Origin of the sequence: Canibacter oris, from assembly GCF_014197205.1 — a bacterium.
GTDB lineage: Bacteria > Actinomycetota > Actinomycetes > Actinomycetales > Microbacteriaceae > Canibacter > Canibacter oris.
Genome location: NZ_JACIFD010000009.1, coordinates 1 through 23051 on the forward strand (window position 1 = coordinate 1; position 23051 = coordinate 23051).

Sequence of the window (23051 nt, forward strand, 5' to 3'; positions counted from 1 at the left end):
CTTTACTCCGCAGCAGCGTGTGCTGGGGCTGCGCGCGATGTTTAGTCGCGGTCGTTAAGCTCGATGTGAAATAAAACCGGCGGCGGTCACTGTGCTTCTTAAATGTGACCGCCGCCGGTGTCTCAGCGCAAAGAATTATGCTCGCGCCGTTTTTAGCTTTACTCGTTGCCGCGCAGAATCGCCAACAGGCGCAGAATCTCTAGGTACAGCCAAACCAGGGTAACTAGCAGGCCGTAAGCGCCCATCCAGCCGTATTTCTGATCAAGCTGATTCTCAACACCGCGCTGAATGAAGTCAAAATCCATCACCAGGCAGTATGCGGCGAGACCGATAGCGAAAACGCCAATAATCACACCCAACGGGATCCCGAACACCTGTACGCCGCGCAGCCCCCACGGATCATCAATCACCCCGAACATCATGAGGCCGAAGTTAACGAGCGAGAACACTGCGTAACCAATCAGCGCAATCAGCGCAATCTTGTTCATTTTCGCGCTGGCGCGAATCTTCCCGCTGCGGAACAGGGCCAGGGTGACACCGAAAACAATCAGGGTGCCGAGCACCGCCTGGAATACGATGCCTGCCCACTGGGCATTGAAAATGCCGGAGATACCGCCGACAAACAGCCCCTCCGCTACCGCGTAGGCGAAAAACAACGGCACTGAAATCTGCTTCTTGAAAGCAATGACCAGCGCCAGACCCAGCCCGACGAGCGCGCCCGGGAGCGCCAGCAGCGGGATGTTCCACCCGACAACCGCAGCTAGCAGCAGCACGCCGAACAGCGCAGCGGTTTTCTGAATAGTGTTTTCGTAAGTCATAGGGGTAGCTGATCCACCCATAACGCTGCCCATAGTTGGCATTGGGCCGCCCGCCTGCGCGGTGCGCACTGCCCGCTCTACGCCCTTCTGGGCGGCAGGCTGGCGGTACAGCTCTTCGAGCTCTTGCTGAGTTAGAGTGCGGTCGGTGAATGCCGGCATATTGCTGAATGCTGGATTACTCATCAGGCCGTTGTCCTTTCAATTTCTTATCTTGTTGCCAGTCTATCCTGCTTGCCCGAAAAGTCGCTGGGCTGGCGCGGTTTTCGTCGCTTGGTGCGGATTTTGCATGTCGCTTGGCTGAGGGAAGTTGTCACCCCCATCGGTAGACTTGTTGTCATGACAGAATCAGCGCTTGTAACAGGTTTAAATGAGCAGCAGCGACAGGCGGTGCTATCGCGGGCCCGCGCCTTGCTGGTGGTTGCCGGTGCGGGCTCTGGCAAAACTCGCGTGTTAACGCATCGCATTGCGCACCTGATTGAAACCAAAGATGCCTGGCCGAGCGAGATTTTGGCGATTACCTTCACGAATAAGGCGGCCGGTGAGATGCGTGAGCGTGTCACTGAACTGTTGGGCGCTGCCGCTGAAGGGATGTGGATCAGCACCTTCCACTCCACTTGTGTCCGTATTTTGCGGCAGGAGGCCAATCGCTTCGGTTACGGTTCGGGTTTTACGATTTATGACTCCGCTGATAGCCGTGCCCTGCTGAAGAAGATTATTAAAGAGTTGGAGGCAGACGTCTACAATTTCACTCCAGCGAGCTGCGGCGCTAAAATTTCGCGGCTGAAAAACGAGCTGGTTGATGCTGCTGATTTCGCTGCGCGCTGCAATATGGCGGATCCACGGGAGCGCGCGTTTGTTGCCGTTTTCCGCGAATATGAGCAGCGGCTGCGCCGCGCCAACGCCTTTGACTTTGATGATTTGATTGCGCAGACAGTGCATTTGTTCCGCACCTTCCCGGAGGTTGCAGCTCGATATCAGCGACGCTTTAGGTGGATTTTGGTCGACGAGTATCAAGACACCAACCATGCGCAGTACGCGCTGATTAGGGAGCTCACTAAGCCGATTCCAGAGCGGCTGGTGACGGGGCTTAACCCTCCGGTGAAGGCGGCAGAGCTGACCGCTGGTGGGGCGGTGCGCGGGTCGCAGCTGACCGTGGTGGGTGATTCTGACCAGTCAATTTATGCCTTCCGGGGCGCTGACATTCGTAACATCAGAGAATTTGAGCGAGATTTTGCGAACGCTGAAGTGATTAAGCTTGAGCAAAACTATCGCTCCACACAGACGATTCTTTCGGCGGCTAACGAGATTATTTCTGGCAACGTTGACAGGCTTGAAAAAAATCTTTGGACGGCGAGTGGCGACGGGGAGAAAATCACCGGTTTTGCTGGTTATTCGCAGCATGACGAGGCCCGGTTTGTGGCAGACGAGATTGAGCTGTTGCACGCCAGGGGGCGAGCTTACGGGCAGATGGCGGTGTTTTATCGCACCAACTCGCAGACGCGGGCACTTGAAGAGATGCTGATGCGAGCAGCGATTCCGTATCGGGTGATGGGCGGCACGAAGTTCTATGAGCGGGCAGAAATTAAAGATATCTTGGCCTATCTCACAAGCATCATCAATCCGCTAGACCCGATCGCCTGGGCGCGGCTTTTGGGTGCTCCGAAGCGCGGTATCGGCCCCACCAGTGAAGCGCACCTCGCAATTTTCCAAGAGCGTAACGGCATTACTTTCCATGAGGCAATGCTGCGTGCCGATGAAATTACTGGCATTAGCGCCAAAGCCAAGAAAGCAGTGGTAGAGCTGGGGCAGCTGCTCACTGAGTGCCACGAACTCACTTTCCCGAGTGCTGATAAGCAGCCAGCTGGTGCGGCGGAGATTCTGGAGCGGGTGCTGTCTCAAACCGGGTACGTGCTGGCTTTGCGTGCTAAAAATGACCCGCAGGAAGAGGCGCGCGCCGAAAACGTCGAAGAGCTGTTAGCGCAGGCGCGGGAATTTGATGTTGCAAACCCGGGTGCGGGGCTGGTCGCTTATCTCACCGAGGTGAGTCTGGTTGCAGCGGTTGATGATCTTGACGACGCCAGCGGCACGGTCTCTCTAATGACGCTGCACACGGCGAAAGGCCTGGAGTTTCCGGTGGTGTTCCTCACCGGTGTGGAGGAGGGGCTGCTGCCGCATCAAATGTCATTCGAGGAGCCGGGCGGCTTAGCGGAGGAACGTCGTCTGATGTACGTGGGGGTAACCCGCGCTCGCGAGCTGCTGTACCTGACGCTAGCCGCGAGCCGTGCGGTTTACGGTGACATCGCGCCAACCGTGCCGTCGCGGTTCCTTAACGATATCCCGGCAGACCTGCTGGAGTGGCGCCAAGAGCCGAGCGCGGTAGCTTCCGGAGTTGGGTTTAGTGCGGGCAGTCGCGCGGCCGCAACTAAACCTCGGGGATTAAGCGGCGGTGGCGGATCCACCACCGACCTTAAAACCGGGGCGATGGCTGATGCGATGCAAGCCTGGCGGGAACGTAAGAAACGGGCAGCCGCACAGCAGGCAGCTGGAGGTGGCTTTGCCAACCTGGTCAGTGCTAACCAGCTACGCGCAAATACCGGGTTGCAGCTGCAGGTCGGCGACAGGGTGCGGCATGAAAGCTACGGCGAGGGTAAAGTTGTGCGGCTCAATGGTGTCGGTGCCAAACAGGTGGCGCATGTGGATTTTGAGCAGCTAGGTGAGAAGAAGATGCTGGTACAGCTGGCGCCGCTGACTAAAATCTCTGCGGCATAGTCGCGCACAAGCTGCATAGGTTTTAGTCACAAAACCAGCCGCGTTATCAGCCATTATTTAACTAACTAGCCCGCGCGGGTGTAGAGTATTCAGTGCAACGCTACGTTTTTACGGGGCGTTAAAATCGAGCTGACACCGGCGCAGCTAAGCTGCTGCGCTGCGACACAGATAGGAAAAGCGTGGATCTATACGAGTACCAGGCACGTGATATTTTCGAGAAGTATGGGGTGCCGGTGCTGGCCGGTATCACCGCTGATACTCCGGAGGAAGCACGCGCCGCTGCAGAAAAAATTGGCGGCGTGGTTGTTGTTAAAGCACAGGTGAAAACCGGTGGCCGCGGGAAAGCCGGCGGCGTTAAAGTCGCAAAGACCCCGGAAGAAGCATACGCTGCGGCGGAAGCGATTCTGGGGCTTGACATCAAGGGCCATGTGGTAAAGCGCGTCATGGTGGCGCAGGGTGCTAACATCGCGCAAGAGTTCTACTTCTCAGTGCTGCTGGATCGCGCTAACCGCTCCCTGCTGTCGCTGTGCTCAGTTGAGGGTGGCATGGAGATTGAGCAGCTCGCTGTTGAGAAGCCGGAGGCGCTAGCGCGGGTGCAGGTGGATCCACTCACCGGCATTGACGCTGCGAAGGCAAAAGAAATTGCCGAGGCTGCAAACTTCCCGGCAGAACTGGTAGAAAAAGTTGCTCCAGTGTTTGAAAAACTGTACCGGGTTTACACCGAGGAAGACGCAACCCTGGTTGAGGTGAACCCGCTGGTGCTGACCGCCGAGGGTGCGGTAATCGCTCTTGACGGCAAGGTGTCACTGGACGCGAACGCAGAGTTCCGCCAGGCAGGTCATGCGGCGCTGGAAGATAAGGCAGCAACAGACCCGCTAGAGGCAAAGGCTAAAGAGTTCGACCTCAACTATGTGAAGCTTGACGGTGAAGTTGGCATTATCGGTAACGGCGCGGGCTTGGTGATGAGCACCCTCGACGTGGTCGCTTACGCGGGCGAAGCCCACGGTGGGGTGAAGCCAGCTAACTTCCTCGACATTGGCGGCGGTGCTTCTGCTGAAGTGATGGCGCAGGGGCTCGGCATTATTCTTGGTGATCCGCAGGTGAAGAGCGTTTTCGTGAACGTTTTCGGTGGTATCACCAGCTGCGACGCGGTCGCAAACGGCATTGTTGGTGCGCTTGAGCAGCTCGGTGACAGCGCTAACAAGCCGCTGGTGGTGCGCCTTGACGGCAACAATGTAGAAGAGGGTCGCGCGATTTTGGAGGCGGCTAACCACCCGCTGGTAACCCTGATGGCAACTATGGACGAGGGCGCGGCTAAGGCTGCCGAGCTCGCTAACCGCTAAGCTGCACCGGTATCGCTAGGCAAAGACGAGGATTTTAAAGTGGCAATTTTTCTAACCAAAGAATCAAAGATTATCGTGCAGGGCATCACCGGCGGTGAGGGCACCAAGCACACTGCGCGGATGCTCGCCGCGGGCAGCCAGATCGTGGGCGGCGTAAACGCCCGTAAAGCAGGCACCACCGTGACACACACCGACAAAGACGGCAACACCGTAGAGCTGCCGGTTTTCGCAACCGTGGCAGAAGCGATGGAAAAAACCGGCGCTGACGTGTCTGTGGCGTTCGTGCCGCCAGCGTTCACCAAAGACGCTGCGATTGAAGCAATTGATGCGGGGATCGGGCTGCTCGTGATTATCACCGAGGGTGTTCCAGTAAAAGACAGCGCTGAGCTGTGGGCACACGCCACCGCGAAGGGCAACAAAACCCGGATCATCGGCCCTAACTGCCCGGGCATTATCACCCCGGATGAGGCGCTCGCGGGCATCACTCCAGCAAACATTACCGGCAAGGGCCCAATTGGGCTGGTGTCGAAGTCAGGCACTCTGACCTACCAGATGATGTACGAGCTGCGTGAAATCGGCATCTCAACCGCCATTGGTATTGGCGGCGACCCGATTATCGGCACCACCCACATTGATGCACTGGCGGCTTTCGAGGCTGACCCAGAAACCAAAGCGATTGTGATGATCGGTGAAATTGGTGGAGACGCTGAAGAACGCGCAGCAGAGTTTATCAAGGCCAACGTTACCAAGCCGGTGGTGGGCTACGTTGCTGGGTTTACCGCTCCAGAGGGTAAAACCATGGGTCACGCCGGCGCTATCGTGTCAGGCTCTGCGGGCACCGCGCAGGCGAAGAAAGAAGCGCTGGAGGCTGCCGGTGTGAAGGTAGGTAAAACTCCAACCGAAGCGGCAAACCTGATGAAAGAAAATATTGCCGCGCTGTAATTAGCGCGCTTAGTCGTTCCCGCCCGTGCGGTTTTGCGGGGTGGAAGCAGTTGAACCGGCAGGGGTTGTCATGAGATTGTCCCTGCCGGTTTTGCGCATGATATCTAGATTTTAGCCTAATCGTTACTTTGTCTATATATATATTCGTTATTTGTCGGTAAAATCTTAATTGGTATCCCTTGCCAAGCGGAGTTAGCCTCCGAGTTAATCACTAAATCTGCAAAGATTTCCAAGTTTAAGGAGACCGGCATGAAACATAAAATTTTCACAGTGCTAGCTTTGTTGAGCACCGCTTTTATGGCGTTTTTTGCGCACTACGGTTTAACCGATTATCTGCAAAGTTCCGGCTTCTTCGACGGATCGGCAAGCGCAGTGGCGTTTGCGGTAGTGGCGGCAGCTTTGCCGTTTATGCTGTGGATGATCCTCACCGTGGCTCTGCCGCAGCGGGCAGGCGATAAAGTCTTAAAGTGGGCGATTCGTCTCGCAGCCGTAACCGGAGTCTATGTGTTAGCGCTGCCGTGGGTAATCCAGGCGCTCAGCGGCAACAATCACATCAGTTTGATTGCCGCGTTTTGGGTCACTGCTGGGGTGATTTTCTTCATCGCCTACAAGCTACGTGATTTGCAACCACGCCAGCAAGCTGTGGCTTAGACATCTCAAGCAGCACAGCACCCGCCCTGAAACATGCGCGGGCGCTGTGTTGTTTGGTGTGCGGCGTGCTGCGCGAAATATTCGGGTTTCCGGGGCGCAAAAGCTTCGCCCAAACTTTCGGCGGCGTTTGTTGCTAGCATGGTTTTGTGAATGCAGTAACCGAGCGCGAGCAGCAACTTGCCGCACAACAGAATGATTCGACCTTCGCTGACCTCCTAGAAGAGCTGGAGTGGCGCGGTTTAATTAGCGTTTCTACCGATAAAGAGGCGCTGCGTGAGGCGCTCAATGCCGGCCCGATTACTTACTACTGCGGCTACGATCCAACTGCCGCCTCTCTGCATTTAGGACACCTCGTGCAGCTGCTGTTTATGCGCCGGTTGCAGCTCGCAGGCCACAAACCGCTTGGTTTGGTTGGTGGATCCACCGGCCTTATTGGCGATCCACGCCCAACTGCGGAGCGCACCCTAAACTCTCGCGAAACTGTTGCTGAGTGGGTTAATTCGCTGCGCTCGCAGATTGAAAAGTTCTTGAGTTTTGAGGGCGAAAATGCGGCGCGGATGGTTAATAACCTGGATTGGACAGCGGGGCTCAGCGCTCTTGACTTTCTGCGGGAAATCGGCAAATACTTCCGTGTCGGCACGATGATTAAGAAAGACGCGGTGGCGGCGCGCCTGTCGTCTGATGAGGGCATCAGCTACACCGAGTTCAGCTACCAGATTCTGCAGGCGATTGATTTCCTGGAGCTTTACAAGCAGTATGGTTGTGTGTTGCAGTCTGGCGGGCAAGATCAGTGGGGCAACTTGGTTGGCGGCACCGAGCTGATTCGCAAGGCGACAGGCGCCACCGTGCATGCGGTAGGCACACCGCTGATCACCAACAGCGACGGCACCAAATTCGGTAAGAGTGAGGGTAATGCTATCTGGCTTGACCCAGAGATGTGCAGCCCTTTTGCGTTCTACCAGTTCTGGCTGAATCAGGCAGATGCTGACGTTATCGATCGCCTCAAAGTTTTCACTTTCTTGAGCCGTGCCGAGATTGCAGATTACGCGGCCCAGGTTGAAGCCGAGCCGCATAAGCGTGCGGCGCAGAAGCGGCTGGCGTATGAGGTTACTGCCCTGGTGCACGGTAAGACCGCGGCGGAGGGCGCGATTGCGGCTGCTGCGGCACTGTTTGGCGCGGGCTCTTATGATGAGGTGCCTGAAGATGTGTTGGCAGCGGCGGTGGGTGATTTGCCGCGTGCTGAGGCTGATGCCACTACCACTGTGGAAGCTGCGCTGGTGGCGAGCGGGCTGGTGTCATCTCTCTCGGAGGCGCGCCGCACGGTGCAGCAGGGCGGGGTGTCGCTGAACGGCGTGAAAATTGCCGATGCTGCTGCTTTGGTGGTGGATCACGCCGCCGACCGCAAACTCTTGGTGCTGGGCCGCGGGAAGAAGCAAAAAGCTGCCGTGTACTTAAACTATTAGCGATTCTAGTCGTATGTTTAGGCACAGGTGAGAAATTACATCTGTGTAACGTAACACTATAAACAGTGTGCCAAATTTGATACCACTCATACAGACGTGGTACTGTAAAGCGCGTCGGGCAACCTGCCCGGTGTTAGCAATATGGAAATATGTCCATCAACGGAGAGGGAAAGATGCGTAAGCTCTCTACTAAAGCAAAGCTGATCGCGCTGGCAGCGGCTTCAACGCTGGTGCTCAGTGCGTGCAGCGGCGGTGGCAGCACAAATACTGCTGAAACTGCAACTGATAAGCAGTCAGGTGCCACAGCTATTACTGCTGCTGTCGGTTACAAGACTGACAACTACCACCCGTCAACTACTTCATCAGCGCTTGCCCTGGGCAGCAACTGGCACGTGGTTGAGGGTCTTTACGAACTTGAGAAGGGCACCTTTAAGCCGTTCCGTGCGCTTGCTGCGGATGATGAGCCAACAAAGGTTTCTGACACTGAGTACACTGTGAAACTGCGCGACGGCGCTAAATTCTCTGACGGCACTGCAGTGACCGCAGCTGACGTGGTAGCCTCATTCAAGCGCACCAACGCCGAGGGCAACCTCTACGTTTCAATGCTGTCATTCATTGAGGATGTGACTGAGGTTGATACCAACACTGTATCCATCAAACTGAAGTACCCATTCTCGCTGCTGAAAGAGCGTCTGTCTCTGATCAAGATTGTGCCAGCAGCAGCTAGCGATGAGGATCTCACCTCAATGCCAGTGGGCAGTGGCCCTTGGAAGTACGACAGCATTACCGAAACCGGTCTGAAGTTCTCTCCAAACGAGCACTACAACGGCACCATGCCTGCTACCGCAAAGACCATGGAATGGCAGATTCTGATGGATGACACTGCGCGCGTCACTGCGTTGCAGGAAGGCACCGTGCAGGTTGCTGAGAACATCCCAGCTGACGCTGTTGAAACCGCTGAGCGTAATGGCGCAACTGTGACTTCAGTGCAGGGCTTCGGCTTGCCATTCTTGATGTTCAACACCTCAAAGGCGCCTTTCGATAAGAAAGAAGTTCGCCAGGCGTTCCACTACGCTATCAACACCGAGCAGCTGATTGAAAACGCGCTGTCAGGCAAGGCAGAGCCAGCAACTAGCTTCCTGCCAGAGAATCACCCTAACTACAACAAGGCAGCTAACGTTTACGATCACAACCCAGAGAAGGCAAAGCAGCTGCTTGCTGAGGCTGGCGTATCAGATCTCTCAGTTACCCTGCTGACAACTGACCACGGCTGGATTACAGCGATGGCTCCGCAGATTCAGAACGATCTGCAGGCAGTGGGCATCAACGTGACCATTCAGAGCGAAGCATCATCTTCACTGTACGCGAACTACGCAGACGCTGAAGCAGCTAGCTACGATCTGGCGCTGGCACCGGGTGACCCATCAGTGTTCGGCAACGACCCAGCTCTGCTGATGAACTGGTGGTACGGCAACAACGTATGGACTCAGAAGCGTAGCTACTGGGGCACCAGCCCAGAGTTTGCGCAGCTGCAGACCATTCTTGAGGCTTCTGTGAAGGCTGAGGGTGAGGAGCAGCAGAAGCTCTGGAACCAGGCATTTGACCTGGTGGCAACTGAGGTACCGCTGTACCCACTGCTGCACCGTCAGGTATCAACCGGCTTCTACGCAGACCAGCTCGATGGTTACACTCCAATCGGCACCACCGGTCTGAACTTCGTGGGAGTTAGCCTGAAGTAATACCGTCCGGTGTGACCGGTAACTGGTAAAAATAGCGTTTGTGCCGGTCTGGGTTGCGGCCCAGACCGGCACTACGCTGAAACACCACTACGACTTTGATGTCTTCTTCGCGTTGGTTTAGTCGCTGACGTTAAACTCAGATTCTTTACACTGAAACTGCTTGTCATGAACAATCTCATTCGGCTCGTCGGCAGACGTTTAATCGCCCTCCCTGTGATGGTCTTGGGCGTCACTTTCCTGGTGTTCTTCTTGATGTCGTTTTCCAAGATTGACCCAGCTTATTCAGCTCTCGGAGAGGGAGCGAGCTCAGAAGCGCTGGAAGCCTACCGTGAAGAACACGGGCTCAACAACCCTTGGTTTATTAAGTTTGTTACCTTCCTGGGGCAGCTGTTGCAGGGCAACCTCGGCACTTACGGGGCGAACCGTGCATCAGTGGCTGAGCGCATCAGCGAAGCCTTCCCAGTAACCCTAGAGCTCACCTTTATTGGCCTCGCAATTGCAATTCTGATTGCTGTGCCGCTGGGTGTGCTGGCAGCTCTCTACCGCGACAAGTTCGGCGATCAGCTGATTCGCGTGCTGTCAATCACCGCGATTGCAACACCGTCATTCTGGCTCGCGGTTTTGCTGATCCTGCTGTTCTCATTCAACCTCAACTTGCTCCCTGCCTCCGGTCCGCTGCCGGCGTTCAGCGCTGACCCGATCGAGTATTTGCGGCGCATGATTTTGCCGGCTTTCGCCCTGGCCGTGCCAGTTGCCGGCTCACTCATCCGGATTATTCGCACCGCGATGGTTGAAGAGCTTGACCGTGACTACGTGCGTACAGCTCTCGGCGCGGGAATTCCAAAGCGGGTCGTGGTGGCACGCAATGTGCTGCGCAACGCCCTAATCACCCCGGTTACCGTGTTGGGTCTGCGCATCGGCTACCTGATGGGCGGCGCGGTTGTTATCGAGGTGATTTTCAGCCTACCAGGCATGGGAGACGTAATTTTGCAGGGCGTGAAGAGCAATCAGCCAACCCTCGTGCAGGGCGTGGTGATTGTGGTAGCGCTGGCATTCATCATCATTAACATCATCGTAGATATGCTTTATCTGCTGATCAATCCACGAATCAGGGCGGTGTAACACATGCTGCGACCGAAACTAACAGACCGCATGCTGCGTGCCGGCAAACTGCGCCGGTTCCGCCAGATGCCCCTCGGGGCACAGCTGTCATTGATAGTGATTCTGACAGTGGTTTTGGCTGCCATTTTTGCCGGGGCGGTGGCGCCGCACGATCCATTTGACATTTTTAAAGCGCGCCAGGCGCCAACCCCGGAACATCTTTTCGGCACTGACGAAAAGGGCCGTGACGTGCTGTCACGAATGATTTATGGCGCCCGCTACTCACTCGCAATCGGCCTTTTGGCAACCGCCTTTGCGGTTGTGAGCGGCGCGATTTTGGGTTCCATCGCCGCGGTTAGTCGCAAAGCTGTTTCCGAGGTTGTGATGCGGGTGATGGACGTTATCATGTCTTTCCCTGGCATCGCGCTGGCGGCAGCGTTCGTAGCGGTTTTCGGCAATACCATGCCGATTATCATTATCGCCATCGGGTTCCTTTACATCCCGCAGCTGACCCGCGTGGTTCGCGCTAACGTGCTCGCCGCATACGGCGAAGACTACGTCAACGCGGCGCTGGTATCCGGCGCGCGGGCACCGTGGATTCTAGTGAAACACGTTGCGCGTAACACCATTGCGCCAGTGATGGTGTTTGCGACGGTGCTGGTTGCAGACGCGATTGTGTTCGAGGCTTCGCTGTCATTTATCCAGGCAGGTATCGCAGAGCCGACACCTACATGGGGTAACATTCTGTCGGATGCGCGCCAGGGTGTGCTCTTCGGGCGCTGGTGGCAGGCGCTGTTCCCGGGCCTCGCGATTATGATTACGGTGCTGTGCTTGAACATTCTGTCGGAGGGCCTCACCGATGCGATGGTTGCAAAACCAACGGGCGCAGTAGAAGAGAACGCGAAGAACGCCAAGCGCGCCGCCGATCGTTTGCTGGTGGATCCGGTTGCCGCTCACGCAGCCCAGGCCGAGAGCCTGAACGCCCGCCTGGCGCAGCTCGCCGAGGTGGAAAAGACCCGCACCGACCGCTATGCGCCGCTGACCGAGCTGGAGCCGCTGCTGGAGGTCAAAAACCTCTCTATCAGCTTCCCGCGCCACGGCGATGTCGCGGTTGTTGACAACGTTTCATTCACCGTGCACAAGGGTGAAACTATGGGTCTGGTTGGCGAGTCTGGCTGCGGTAAGTCAATTACCTCGTTGGCAATTATGGGGCTGCTTGATCCAAAAGCACAAATTACTGGCGAAGTGCTGTATCGCGGGCAAAACCTGCTAACACTCAGCGCTAACGAGCGACGTGGCCTGCTGGGGCGGGAGCTTGCGATGATCTATCAAGACGCGCTCTCCTCACTGAACCCGTCGATGCTGATCCGCTCACAGATGAAACAACTGACCAAACGCGGCGGCACGCGCAGCGCAGAGGAGTTGCTGGAGCTGGTAGGGCTTGATCCGGAGCGCACACTGCGGTCATACCCGCATGAGCTGTCAGGTGGGCAGCGGCAGCGAGTTTTGATTGCGATGGCGTTGACCCGTGATCCGCAGCTGATTATTGCTGACGAACCAACCACCGCGCTTGATGTGACAGTGCAGAAGCAGGTTATCGAGCTGCTGAACAGCCTGCGCGAAAAGCTCGGCTTTGCGATGGTTTTTGTGTCTCACGATTTGGCCCTGGTGGCTGAGGTGGCGCACAAGATTACCGTGATGTACGCGGGACAGGTAGTTGAGCAGGCAACCACTGCTGAGCTGCTGACCAACCCGACCCACGAGTACACTCGCGGGCTGCTGGGTTCAGTGCTGTCGATTGAGGCGGGTAGTGGGCGACTGCATCAGGTGCCGGGCACAGTTCCTGCACCGCGCGACTTCCCACGCGGCGACCGTTTCGCGCCACGCTCATCGACTCCGGACAAAGGCCTGGACGTGAAACCGGTTTTGACACGAGTAGGCGCTCCAGGACACCTGGTTGCGGCGCAGCCGGGCACGGTTTTTGCACACGAAGGTGAGGCAGCATAATGACTGAACAGGTAGTAACCTCGGAGACCCCAATCATCGAGTTGCGGGACGCCAAAGTGGTTTTCAAAACCCGCACCGGATCGCTGTTTAAACCGAATCGTGTAACCGCTTTGAAGGGCATCAGCTTGCGTGTTATGCCTGGGCAAACCATCGGCATTGTGGGTGAGTCGGGGTCTGGAAAATCGACTGCGGCCAACGTGATGTGCGGGCTGCAGCTGCCGACATCCGGGCAGGTTTTCTTTAAGGGGCGCGAGGTTACGAAGCGTAACGCAGCAACCCGGAAAGAAATTGGCCGGGTGGTGTCGGTGGTGTTTCAGGATCCGGCAACCGCGCTAAACCCGCGGATGCTGGTGCGAGATCAGCTCCTGGATCCACTAAACGTGCACGGTGTCGGCACCCCGGCGGAACGTGAAGCCCGTGTCGAAGAGCTGATTGCGCTGGTTGGTTTGCCTTATTCAGCGCTTGATGCGCTGCCACTGCAGTTGTCCGGCGGACAGCGGCAGCGTGTGGCTATTGCCCGTGCCTTGGCGCTGCAGCCAGACGTGATTATTGCCGATGAGCCCACCAGCGCGCTTGACGTTTCCGTGCGGGCGCAGATCTTGAATCTGCTGATGGATCTGAAACGTGATCTTGGTCTGGCGATGGTTTTCATCTCGCATGATATCCAGACTGTGCGCTACATTTCAGATGAAATTGTGGTGATGAACGGCGGCGAAATCGTGGAGCAGGGCACCGCGCAACAGGTGCTTGAGAATCCGCAACAGGACTATACGCAAAAGCTGCTGGGAGCGGCGCCAGCGCTGCTGCACCCGTAGGTGAGATAGCGTAGCCAGGCTGCGCAAAATCAAAGTTTATAAACCAAGAAAGCATAAAATGACTGCAAAAATTCGCGGTGTGGTGCCGCCAATTATTACCCCGCTCACCGCAGCCGGAGAGCTAGATGTCCCGTCTTTTGAGCGGCTGCTCAGCCGCCAGCTTGAGGCTGGAGTGGATGGCCTGTTCCTGCTCGGTTCAAGCGGTGAAGTAGCGTTCTCAAACGACGCGAAACGTCGCCAGGTGCTAGAGGCGGGCGTGAAGTATGTTGCCGGCCAGGTGCCGGTGCTGGCGGGCGTGATTGACACCCAAACCGATCGGGTGCTTGATCATGTGCGGGCGGCAGAGGCACAGGGTGTGGACGCGGTTGTGGCGACAGCCCCTTTCTATGCGCTGGGCGGCCCAGAAGTAACTGAGCGGCATTTCCGGGTGCTGGGCGCAGCTAGCGAGGTGCCGGTTTACGCCTACGACATCCCAGTCTGCGTGCACACCAAGCTCAACGGGCAGATGCTGTTGGAGCTGGGCAGCGAAGGGCTAATTGCCGGCGTTAAAGATTCCTCCGGTGACGATGTCGCATTCAGGTTCTTGGCTCGCGCCAATGAAAAAGCTGGGAGCCCGCTGTCGCTGCTGACCGGACACGAGGTTGTTGTTGATGGCGCTTATATGTCAGGCGCAGATGGCTCAGTGCCGGGTCTTGCGAACGTGGCTCCGGAGCCTTACGTGCGGCAGTGGCGTGCATACCAGGCGGGCGACTGGGAAGCTGTGCGCCGCGAGCAGGACTATCTGGCAGATTTGATGCGCATCGTTACCGTTACTCAGGGTGTCAGCGGTTACAGCGCCGGTGTTGGGGCGTTCAAGACTGCGCTGCAGTTGCTGGGTGTAATTAGCACCAATCAGATGCCGGTGCCAGCCGCAGCCCTGCAGGGAGAGAACGTTTCTCGTATCGCTGCAGTGCTGCGTGAAGCAGAGCTGCTAGACAGCTAAAGGTACGATGAGTAAACGGGAAGTGGCGATGCAAGCGGATGCAGTTGCGGGTGTGCTAGCGCTCGATATTGGCGGCACCAAAATTGCCGGTGCTATTTTGCAACGTGATGCCACCGGTGAACTGCAGGTGCTGCCTGCAAGCTCCGTGCGGGTCGCAACCGACCCCGAAAATGTGCTCGAGCAGGTGTTGCAGGTCGCTGCCCAGTTGCAGGAAACGGCCACCAGCTTACAGGTGCGGCCGCTCGGTATTGGGGTGGCGAGCGCGGGGGTGGTGGATCCACACACCGGAGAAATTGTTTCCGCAACCGGTTTGCTGCGTAACTGGGCTGGGGTGCAGCTTGCGGCGCGCCTGGAGGAAGCAACCGGGCTTGTTACTGCGGTTTTGAACGATGTGCATGCGCACGCGCTCGGTGAGGCTCGCTACGGTGCTGCCACCGATGCTGAAAACGCCCTGGTCGCGGCGGTTGGCACCGGTATCGGCGGTGCTTTCGTGCAGCACGGAGTGGTTTTTAGCGGACCGCACCACGTTGCCGGGCATATCGGGCATGTGACGCATGCCCTGGCAGTTGCAACTCCCTGCTCCTGCGGTAAAGCTGGGCACATTGAGGCGGTTGCCAGCGGTAGTGGGCTGGCGCTGCTTTACAACCGGCAAGCTCCGAGTGCGCCGGTGCGTGACGGTAAAGAAGTGCACGAGCGTGCGGCCGGCGGAGAACGGTATGCGCAGCAGGTGCTTGACGCTGCCGCTTTGGCGTTCGGTGAGGTGCTGGGGTCGTTAGCGAATACCGCAGATCCTGACGTGGTGGTTGTTACTGGGTCGGTGACGCAGGCTGGAGAGCGGTGGTGGTCACAGTTGCGCGAAGGTTTTCACAGCGCGGTGTTGCCGGTGCTGGAGCAGGTGCCGGTAGTTGCCGGTGAGCGCGGTGATGACGCACCGCTGTTGGGTGCGGCGGCGCAGCTGTTGCAGCGTTTAGAGAAGAAGGAAAATGATGTCTGAAGCTGCGGTGGCGACCGCTTTAACGGCTCGCAAGGCGGAGTTGTTGGATAGTCTGCGCGGCAAGCTGATTGTGTCTTGCCAAGCTTACCCGGGTGAACCGCTGCGGCATCCAGAGACGATGGCGCAGCTGGCCTATGCGGCGCAGCTGGGCGGCGCGGCGGCGATTCGCTGCCAGGGATTGGCTGATATCGCCGCTATTAAAGGCCGGGTTAGTGTGCCGGTGATCGGGCTGTGGAAAGAGGGCGACGAGGGGGTTTACATCACCCCGACGCTGCGGCATGCACGGGCTTGCAGTTTGGCGGGAGCTGACGTGGTGGCGCTGGATGCAACCGCTCGGCCGCGGCCTGATGGCTTAAGTTATGCCGAAACCGTTGCTGCGCTGCATCGTGACGGGGTGCTGGTGATGGCTGACTGTGGCTCTCTGGCTGATGCGGAGCGTGCGGTGGCTTGCGGCAGCGACATTATTTCCACAACCCTTGCGGGCTACACTCCTGACCGCGAAAAAACTGTCGGGCCAGATTTTGAGCTGTTGCAGCAGATGGTAGAGCGTTTTCCGGATGTTCCGGTGATTGCCGAGGGGCGGGTGCACACTCCCGAGCTGGCAGCAGCCGCTCTCAGCCATGGTGCCCACGCGGTTGTTGTCGGAACCGCGATTACACACCCAACTTCGATTACCGGATGGTTTGCGCAGGCGCTCAGCGCGGCGGGGGAGTAAACAGTGTTTGTAGGAATTTTTGAAGACGAAACAGCACTGGCAGCGTTTGCGGCAAGGCGGGTGCGTGACGCTTTAGCGGCGCGCGCAGATGCGGTTTTGGGTGTCGCAACCGGCTCAACACCGCTGAAGCTCTATGCCCAGCTGCGACAGATGCACAGCAGCGGTGACTTTTCGCTGCGCGGTGTGCGGGCTTTTGCGCTCGATGAATACGTCGGTTTGCCAGTCTCGCACCCGGAATCTTATCGCAGTGTTTTGCGCGCGGAGCTGGTGGGTGAGGATCGTACCGGCCTGCGTGAAACAGACCTGTTCACACCGGCTGCCGCAACAACCGACCCGTTTCAGGCGGCTCGAGAGTACGAAGCGCAGCTGGCTGCTGCCGGCGGCACTGATTTGCAGATCTTGGGGATTGGCAGCAACGGGCATATCGGTTTTAACGAGCCGGGTGGCTCTTTGGTTTCTCGCACCCACCTGGAGGTGTTGGCGCCGAGCACTCGTCGCGATAATAGCCGTTTCTTCGGCGGTGATCTCGAGGCGGTTCCAAGCCACGCGGTGACGCAGGGCTTGGCAACTATTTTGACCTCGAAAGAGTTGCTGCTTTTGGCGCAGGGGCCGCAAAAAGCCGCTGCGGTTGCCGCGGCGCTTGAGGGCCCGGTTTCTGCCAGCTGCCCTGCGAGCGTGCTGCAGTTGCACGAGAACGTGGTGGTGTTGCTTGATGAGGCTGCTGCCGCAGAGCTGAGGCAGCGTGAAAACTACGCTTTGCGTTGGCCTATTTTGCTGCAAAGCATGGGCGACACGCCGTAACAGCAGCTGCACTTGCGTCTGTGTTGGTTACTGCGTAAAGTAGTTCCTTGTCAGCACGACGGAGGGCGGCGCCAGGGACATGGTTTTTGGGTGGCCGCTGTTTTTGTGTGTTGGTTTTCCTGCGGGTTTCGGAGGTGCCTTGGTTGGTGCGGGTACGGGGCTTGTCTGGTCTTTGAGAACTCAATAGTGTGCACTTGATTGTTAAATGCCAAATTATTTTTATCCTCGTGGCTGGTCATGTTTTGTGGCTGGCTTTTGGATTCCTTATTTTTGGTGGACAATTCTGGATATGATGTCAGAATCGTTTGCTTGGATTGAACTCTGGTGCTGCCTGGTCTTATTCCGGCTGGGTGGTGCTGTTTTGTTTTTGTTGGAGAGTTTGATCCTGGCTCAGGACGAACGCTGGCGGCGTGCTTAACACATGCAAGTCGAACGATGAAGCCTAGCTTGCTGGGTGGATTAGTGGCGAACGGGTGAGTAACACGTGAGTAACCTGCCCCTTACTCTGGGATAAGCGCTGGAAACGGCGTCTAATACTGGATATTACCTTTCATCGCATGGTGTTTGGTGGAAAGATTTTTCGGTTTGGGATGGACTCGCGGCCTATCAGCTTGATGGTGAGGTAGTGGCTCACCATGGCGACGACGGGTAGCCGGCCTGAGAGGGTGACCGGCCACACTGGGACTGAGACACGGCCCAGACTCCTACGGGAGGCAGCAGTGGGGAATATTGCACAATGGGCGCAAGCCTGATGCAGCAACGCCGCGTGAGGGATGACGGCCTTCGGGTTGTAAACCTCTTTTAGTAGGGAAGAAGCGTAAGTGACGGTACCTACAGAAAAAGCACCGGCTAACTACGTGCCAGCAGCCGCGGTAATACGTAGGGTGCAAGCGTTGTCCGGAATTATTGGGCGTAAAGAGCTCGTAGGCGGTTTGTCGCGTCTGCTGTGAAATCCTAAGGCTCAACCTTAGACTTGCAGTGGGTACGGGCAGGCTTGAGTGCGGTAGGGGAGATTGGAATTCCTGGTGTAGCGGTGGAATGCGCAGATATCAGGAGGAACACCGATGGCGAAGGCAGATCTCTGGGCCGCTACTGACGCTGAGGAGCGAAAGCATGGGGAGCGAACAGGATTAGATACCCTGGTAGTCCATGCCGTAAACGTTGGGAACTAGATGTAGGGGCTGTTCCACGGCTTCTGTGTCGACGCTAACGCATTAAGTTCCCCGCCTGGGGAGTACGGCCGCAAGGCTAAAACTCAAAGGAATTGACGGGGGCCCGCACAAGCGGCGGAGCATGCGGATTAATTCGATGCAACGCGAAGAACCTTACCAAGGCTTGACATATGGAAGAACACTCTAGAGATAGAGGACTCTTTGGACACTTTCATACAGGTGGTGCATGGTTGTCGTCAGCTCGTGTCGTGAGATGTTCGGTTAAGTCCGGCAACGAGCGCAACCCTTGTCCTATGTTGCCAGCACTTCGGGTGGGGACTCATGGGATACTGCCGTGGTTAACACGGAGGAAGGTGGGGATGACGTCAAATCATCATGCCCCTTATGTCTTGGGCTTCACGCATGCTACAATGGCCGGTACAAAGGGCTGCGATACCGTAAGGTGGAGCGAATCCCAAAAAGCCGGTCTCAGTTCGGATTGGGGTCTGCAACTCGACCCCATGAAGTCGGAGTCGCTAGTAATCGCAGATCAGCAACGCTGCGGTGAATACGTTCCCGGGCCTTGTACACACCGCCCGTCAAGTCATGAAAGTCGGTAACACCCGAAGCCGGTGGCCTAACCATTTTGGGGGGAGCTGTCGAAGGTGGGACTGGTGATTAGGACTAAGTCGTAACAAGGTAGCCGTACCGGAAGGTGCGGCTGGATCACCTCCTTTCTAAGGAGTATTTTTGCACTGGTTTCGTGAGCGTGGGTCTTACGGCTGGTGTTTGGGTGGAACATTTAGCAAGAAAACTTTTCGTGCTGTGCTTGTCTGGTTAGTACGCTGCCTGTTTTGGTGGTTGGAGGGCTGGCTGGTGTTGGTGTGTTTGGTTGCGGGTGCATGCTGTTGGGGTTCTGGGAGACCAGGGCTTGGCTGGTGGGCCCTTTTTTGGGGTTTGTTGGTTTGGTTCGGGTTTTCTTACGCTCCTTTGCTGGGCTGCTGTTTTTGGTGGTTTGGTGTTGGGTGTGTTTGTACGTTGGAAACTACACAGTGGACGCGAGCATCTAGAATGACGCGAGCAATTTTTTTTGGGCCTTTTGGGGGTTTGAAGGGTTTTGTTTGTGTTGTTTTATTTACTTATGGTCTAGATGAATGAAACAGTTTTTGTTTTGTTTGTTTTGATGTGATTTTGTTTGCAAGTTCTTAAGAGCGAACGGTGGATGCCTTGGCATCTGGAGCCGAAGAAGGACGTAGTAATCTGCGATAAGCCTCGGGGAGTTGATAAACGAGCGTTATATCCGAGGATTTCCGAATGGGGAAACCCAGCAGGCGCCTATATGGTTGCTTGTTACTCCCGCCTGAATATATAGGGCGGGTAGAGGGAACGTGGGGAAGTGAAACATCTCAGTACCCACAGGAAGAGAAAACAACATGTGATTCCGGGAGTAGTGGCGAGCGAAACTGGATGAGGCTAAACCGTGCGTGTGTGATACTCGGTAGGGGTTGCACGTGCGGGGTTGTGGGACATGCTTGATTGTTCTACCGGACTTTCAGCGTATGTTGTGCGTATAGGAGAACACCTTGGAAGGGGTGACCGGAGTGGGTGAGAGTCCCGTATCTGAAATGCGTGCGCAGCGTGGTGTGTATCCCGAGTAGCGCGGGGCCCGTGAAATCCCGTGTGAATCTGCCAGGACCACCTGGTAAGCCTAAATACTACCAGATGACCGATAGCGGACTAGTACCGTGAGGGAAAGGTGAAAAGTACCCCGGGAGGGGAGTGAAATAGTACCTGAAACCGTTTGCTTACAATCCGTCAGAGCCTCCTTGTAGGGGTGATGGCGTGCCTTTTGAAGAATGAGCCTGCGAGTTAGCGGCATGTGGCGAGGTTAACCCGTGTGGGGTAGCCGTAGCGAAAGCGAGTCTGAATAGGGCGATTTGAGTCGCGTGTCCTAGACCCGAAGCGAAGTGATCTAGCCATGGCCAGGCTGAAGCACGTGTAAGAGCGTGTGGAGGGCCGAACCCACTTAGGTTGAAAACTGAGGGGATGAGCTGTGGTTAGGGGTGAAAGGCCAATCAAACTTCGTGATAGCTGGTTCTCTCCGAAATGCATTTAGGTGCAGCGTTATGTGTTTCTTGCCGGAGGTAGAGCTACTGGATGGCCGATGGGCCCTACAAGGTTACTGACGTCAGCTAAACTCCGAATGCCGGTAAGTGAGAGCATAGCAGTGAGACTGCGGGGGATAATCTTCGTAGTCGAGAGGGAAACAACCCAGATCATCATCTAAGGTCCCAAAGCGTGTGCTAAGTGGAAAAGGATGTGGAGTTGCTTAGACAACCAGGAGGTTGGCTTAGAAGCAGCCACCCTTGAAAGAGTGCGTAATAGCTCACTGGTCAAGTGATTCCGCGCCGATAATGTAACGGGGCTCAAGCACACCACCGAAGATATGGCAATCAACAGTTAGACTAGCATTTTGTGTTCAGTTTGTTGGTTGGGTAGGAGAGCGTCGTGTCACGAGTGAAGCAGCAGAGTGATCTAGTTGTGGATGTGACACGAGTGAGAATGCAGGCATGAGTAGCGAAAGACGGGTGAGAAACCCGTCCTCCGGAAGACCAAGGGTTCCAGGGTCAAGCTAATCTGCCCTGGGTAAGTCGGGACCTAAGGCGAGGCCGACAGGCGTAGTCGATGGACAACGGGTTGATATTCCCGTACCGGCTGGTAACCGTTCAACACAATCCATTAAGTGCTAAGAAAATTTTTCCTGGTTTACTTCCTTTCGGGGTTGTTTACTGGGTGTGTTTTCGAACCCGGTTTTGGTGCGTGAGCGTGAGGTGTGACGCAGGAAGGTAGGTAATCCCGGGCGATGGTTGTCCCGGGCTAAGCATGTAGCCTGTTCCTTATTAATAGTTTGGGACATTAGGGTGAGATGTGATGGGGAGCCGTTTTGGTGAAGTTACTGATCCTATGCTGCCGAGAAAAGCATCGGCGTGAGGTTGCTGGTTGCCCGTACCCCAAACCGACTCAGGTGGTCAGGTAGAGAATACTAAGGAGATCGAGATAATCGTGGTGAAGGAACTCGGCAAAATGCCCCCGTAACTTAGGGAGAAGGGGGGCCATCCGCTTATACCCACTTGCTGGGGAAAGGGTGTGGTGGCCGCAGAGACCAGTGGGAAGCGACTGTTTACTAAAAACACAGGTCCGTGCTAACAAGCAATTGGATGTATACGGACTGACGCCTGCCCGGTGCTGGAAGGTTAAGAGGAGAGGTTAACACTTTGGTGTGAAGCTTTGAATTTAAGCCCCAGTAAACGGCGGTGGTAACTATAACCATCCTAAGGTAGCGAAATTCCTTGTCGGGTAAGTTCCGACCTGCACGAATGGCGTAACGACTTCCCAGCTGTCTCCACCGCGAACTCGGCGAAATTGCATTACGAGTAAAGATGCTCGTTACGCGCAGCAGGACGGAAAGACCCCGTGACCTTTACTACAGCTTGGTATTGGTGTTCGGTGTGGCTTGTGTAGGATAGGTGGGAGACTTTGAAGCAGTAACGCCAGTTATTGTGGAGTCGTTGTTGAAATACCACTCTGGTCACTCTGGATATCTAACTACGGACCCTGATCGGGTTCTGGGACAGTGCCTGGTGGGTAGTTTAACTGGGGCGGTTGCCTCCCAAAAAGTAACGGAGGCGCTCAAAGGTTCCCTCAACCTGGTTGGCAATCAGGTGGCGAGTGTAAGTGCACAAGGGAGCTTGACTGTGAGACTGACAGGTCGAGCAGGTACGAAAGTAGGAACTAGTGATCCGGCAGTGGCTTGTGGAAGCGCTGTCGCTCAACGGATAAAAGGTACCTCGGGGATAACAGGCTGATCTTGCCCAAGAGTCCATATCGACGGCATGGTTTGGCACCTCGATGTCGGCTCGTCGCATCCTGGGGCTGGAGTTGGTCCCAAGGGTTGGGCTGTTCGCCCATTAAAGCGGTACGCGAGCTGGGTTTAGAACGTCGTGAGACAGTTCGGTCCCTATCCGCTGCGTGCGTTGGAAATTTGAGAGGATCTGGCCCTAGTACGAGAGGACCGGGTTGGACGGACCTCTGGTGTGCCAGTTGTACCGCCAGGTGCATGGCTGGTTGGCTACGTTCGGGATGGATAACCGCTGAAGGCATCTAAGCGGGAAGCCGGCCTCAAGATGAGATTTCCTTACCAACTTGTTTGGTGTGAGGTCCCCTACAGACTATGGGGTTGATAGGCCAGATGTGGAAGCACAGTAATGTGTGGAGCTGACTGGTACTAATAGACCGAAGACTTGTAAACACCCAACCCTGGCAGGTAATCCTGTTAACGGGCGGGAGATAGAGAATCAAGTTAGTGTAACGATGTTCGCGTCTGCTTTGTGGTTTCGAACGTACAATGTTTTGTGCGTGGCCACAACACGGCAACCAGTTCATGTTTCGTGGACCGGCTGGTTGTTGGTGGTTTATAGGTTTGCGGTGGTTATAGCGTCAGGGAAACGCCCGGTCACATTCCGAACCCGGAAGCTAAGGCTGACAGCGCCGATGGTACTGCACTCGGGAGGGTGTGGGAGAGTAGGACACCGCCGCAATAAAAACTAAAGAAAGAGAGGGGGGTTGCTCTGTGATGGAGCAGCCCCCTCTTCTTTTTTGTGTATACACGCATATACAGGCAACAACAACACAGCACAGAAAAACACCCCCCACCACAGGGAGGGGGTCCAGTAGATTTATAGTGCCCCGGTTTGGGCTTC

14 protein-coding genes and 3 rRNA genes are annotated in these 23051 nt (G+C 56.2%); 16 read left to right on the forward strand and 1 reads right to left on the reverse strand.

The window, feature by feature from the left end; translation table 11 throughout:
* Positions 1–158: 158 nt before the first annotated feature.
* Complete coding sequence (locus F5897_RS05030; RefSeq protein ID WP_183304713.1) at positions 159–1001, reverse strand: Bax inhibitor-1/YccA family protein; 843 nt, start codon at positions 999–1001, stop codon at positions 159–161.
* A gap of 153 nt (positions 1002–1154) precedes the next feature.
* Between F5897_RS05030 and F5897_RS05035 the strand changes: the two genes are divergently transcribed.
* The 16 genes from F5897_RS05035 to rrf all read left to right on the forward strand — a co-directional run bounded on the left by F5897_RS05035 (position 1155) and on the right by rrf (position 22889).
* The gene (locus F5897_RS05035) at positions 1155–3587 is read left to right on the forward strand and encodes an ATP-dependent helicase (RefSeq protein ID WP_124824870.1); all 2433 of its coding nucleotides are present in this window, start codon (positions 1155–1157) and stop codon (positions 3585–3587) included.
* Positions 3588–3766: 179 nt separating this feature from the next.
* Positions 3767–4930, forward strand: coding sequence for an ADP-forming succinate--CoA ligase subunit beta (gene sucC, locus F5897_RS05040; RefSeq protein WP_183304714.1), 1164 nt, complete (start codon positions 3767–3769; stop codon positions 4928–4930).
* Between the two features lie 39 nt (positions 4931–4969).
* Positions 4970–5872: a succinate--CoA ligase subunit alpha gene (gene sucD, locus F5897_RS05045; protein WP_183304715.1), complete on the forward strand. Its 903-nt coding sequence runs from the start codon at positions 4970–4972 to the stop codon at positions 5870–5872.
* A gap of 249 nt (positions 5873–6121) precedes the next feature.
* The gene (locus F5897_RS05050) at positions 6122–6523 is read left to right on the forward strand and encodes a hypothetical protein (protein WP_183304716.1); all 402 of its coding nucleotides are present in this window, start codon (positions 6122–6124) and stop codon (positions 6521–6523) included.
* Positions 6524–6669: 146 nt separating this feature from the next.
* Positions 6670–7986 carry a tyrosine--tRNA ligase gene (tyrS, locus tag F5897_RS05055; protein ID WP_183304717.1) on the forward strand — a complete coding sequence of 439 codons (1317 nt, stop codon included), beginning with the start codon at positions 6670–6672 and terminating at the stop codon, positions 7984–7986.
* 173 nt (positions 7987–8159) lie between these two features.
* On the forward strand, positions 8160–9725 hold the full coding sequence (locus F5897_RS05060) for an ABC transporter substrate-binding protein (protein WP_183304718.1): 1566 nt from the start codon (positions 8160–8162) through the stop codon (positions 9723–9725).
* A gap of 165 nt (positions 9726–9890) precedes the next feature.
* Positions 9891–10847 carry an ABC transporter permease gene (locus tag F5897_RS05065; protein ID WP_183304719.1) on the forward strand — a complete coding sequence of 319 codons (957 nt, stop codon included), beginning with the start codon at positions 9891–9893 and terminating at the stop codon, positions 10845–10847.
* Between the two features lie 6 nt (positions 10848–10853).
* Complete coding sequence (locus tag F5897_RS05070; RefSeq protein WP_246332251.1) at positions 10854–12833, forward strand: dipeptide/oligopeptide/nickel ABC transporter permease/ATP-binding protein; 1980 nt, start codon at positions 10854–10856, stop codon at positions 12831–12833.
* Entirely contained in the window at positions 12833–13648 is an 816-nt protein-coding gene (locus tag F5897_RS05075; RefSeq protein WP_124824862.1) for an ABC transporter ATP-binding protein, read from the forward strand. The genes F5897_RS05070 and F5897_RS05075 overlap by 1 nt, the downstream gene beginning before the upstream one ends.
* A gap of 58 nt (positions 13649–13706) precedes the next feature.
* Positions 13707–14630 carry a dihydrodipicolinate synthase family protein gene (locus F5897_RS05080; protein WP_183304721.1) on the forward strand — a complete coding sequence of 308 codons (924 nt, stop codon included), beginning with the start codon at positions 13707–13709 and terminating at the stop codon, positions 14628–14630.
* A 7-nt stretch (positions 14631–14637) separates the two neighbouring features.
* Positions 14638–15624, forward strand: coding sequence for an ROK family protein (locus F5897_RS05085; RefSeq protein WP_183304722.1), 987 nt, complete (start codon positions 14638–14640; stop codon positions 15622–15624).
* Positions 15617–16339: an N-acetylmannosamine-6-phosphate 2-epimerase gene (locus F5897_RS05090; protein ID WP_183304723.1), complete on the forward strand. Its 723-nt coding sequence runs from the start codon at positions 15617–15619 to the stop codon at positions 16337–16339. The genes F5897_RS05085 and F5897_RS05090 overlap by 8 nt, the downstream gene beginning before the upstream one ends.
* A 3-nt stretch (positions 16340–16342) precedes the next feature.
* Positions 16343–17140, forward strand: coding sequence for a 6-phosphogluconolactonase (locus F5897_RS05095; protein WP_183304724.1), 798 nt, complete (start codon positions 16343–16345; stop codon positions 17138–17140).
* 367 nt (positions 17141–17507) lie between these two features.
* A 16S ribosomal RNA gene (locus tag F5897_RS05100) occupies positions 17508–19028 on the forward strand.
* A gap of 458 nt (positions 19029–19486) precedes the next feature.
* Positions 19487–22600 (forward strand): 23S ribosomal RNA (locus F5897_RS05105).
* 172 nt (positions 22601–22772) lie between these two features.
* A 5S ribosomal RNA gene (gene rrf, locus F5897_RS05110) occupies positions 22773–22889 on the forward strand.
* Together the 16S, 23S and 5S rRNA genes form the textbook arrangement of a ribosomal RNA operon.
* Positions 22890–23051: the final 162 nt, after the last annotated feature.

What these genes read in the sequence shown, in the direction of transcription:
- F5897_RS05075 (WP_124824862.1), top strand. Translation starts at nt 12,833, where the DNA reads ATGACTGAACAGGTAGTAACCTCGGAGACCCCAATCATCGAGTTGCGG.
- F5897_RS05060 (WP_183304718.1), top strand. Translation starts at nt 8,160, where the DNA reads ATGCGTAAGCTCTCTACTAAAGCAAAGCTGATCGCGCTGGCAGCGGCT.
- F5897_RS05035 (WP_124824870.1), top strand. Translation starts at nt 1,155, where the DNA reads ATGACAGAATCAGCGCTTGTAACAGGTTTAAATGAGCAGCAGCGACAG.
- F5897_RS05090 (WP_183304723.1), top strand. Translation starts at nt 15,617, where the DNA reads ATGTCTGAAGCTGCGGTGGCGACCGCTTTAACGGCTCGCAAGGCGGAG.
- F5897_RS05050 (WP_183304716.1), top strand. Translation starts at nt 6,122, where the DNA reads ATGAAACATAAAATTTTCACAGTGCTAGCTTTGTTGAGCACCGCTTTT.
- F5897_RS05085 (WP_183304722.1), top strand. Translation starts at nt 14,638, where the DNA reads ATGAGTAAACGGGAAGTGGCGATGCAAGCGGATGCAGTTGCGGGTGTG.
- F5897_RS05065 (WP_183304719.1), top strand. Translation starts at nt 9,891, where the DNA reads ATGAACAATCTCATTCGGCTCGTCGGCAGACGTTTAATCGCCCTCCCT.
- F5897_RS05080 (WP_183304721.1), top strand. Translation starts at nt 13,707, where the DNA reads ATGACTGCAAAAATTCGCGGTGTGGTGCCGCCAATTATTACCCCGCTC.
- F5897_RS05030 (WP_183304713.1), bottom strand. Translation starts at nt 1,001, where the DNA reads ATGAGTAATCCAGCATTCAGCAATATGCCGGCATTCACCGACCGCACT.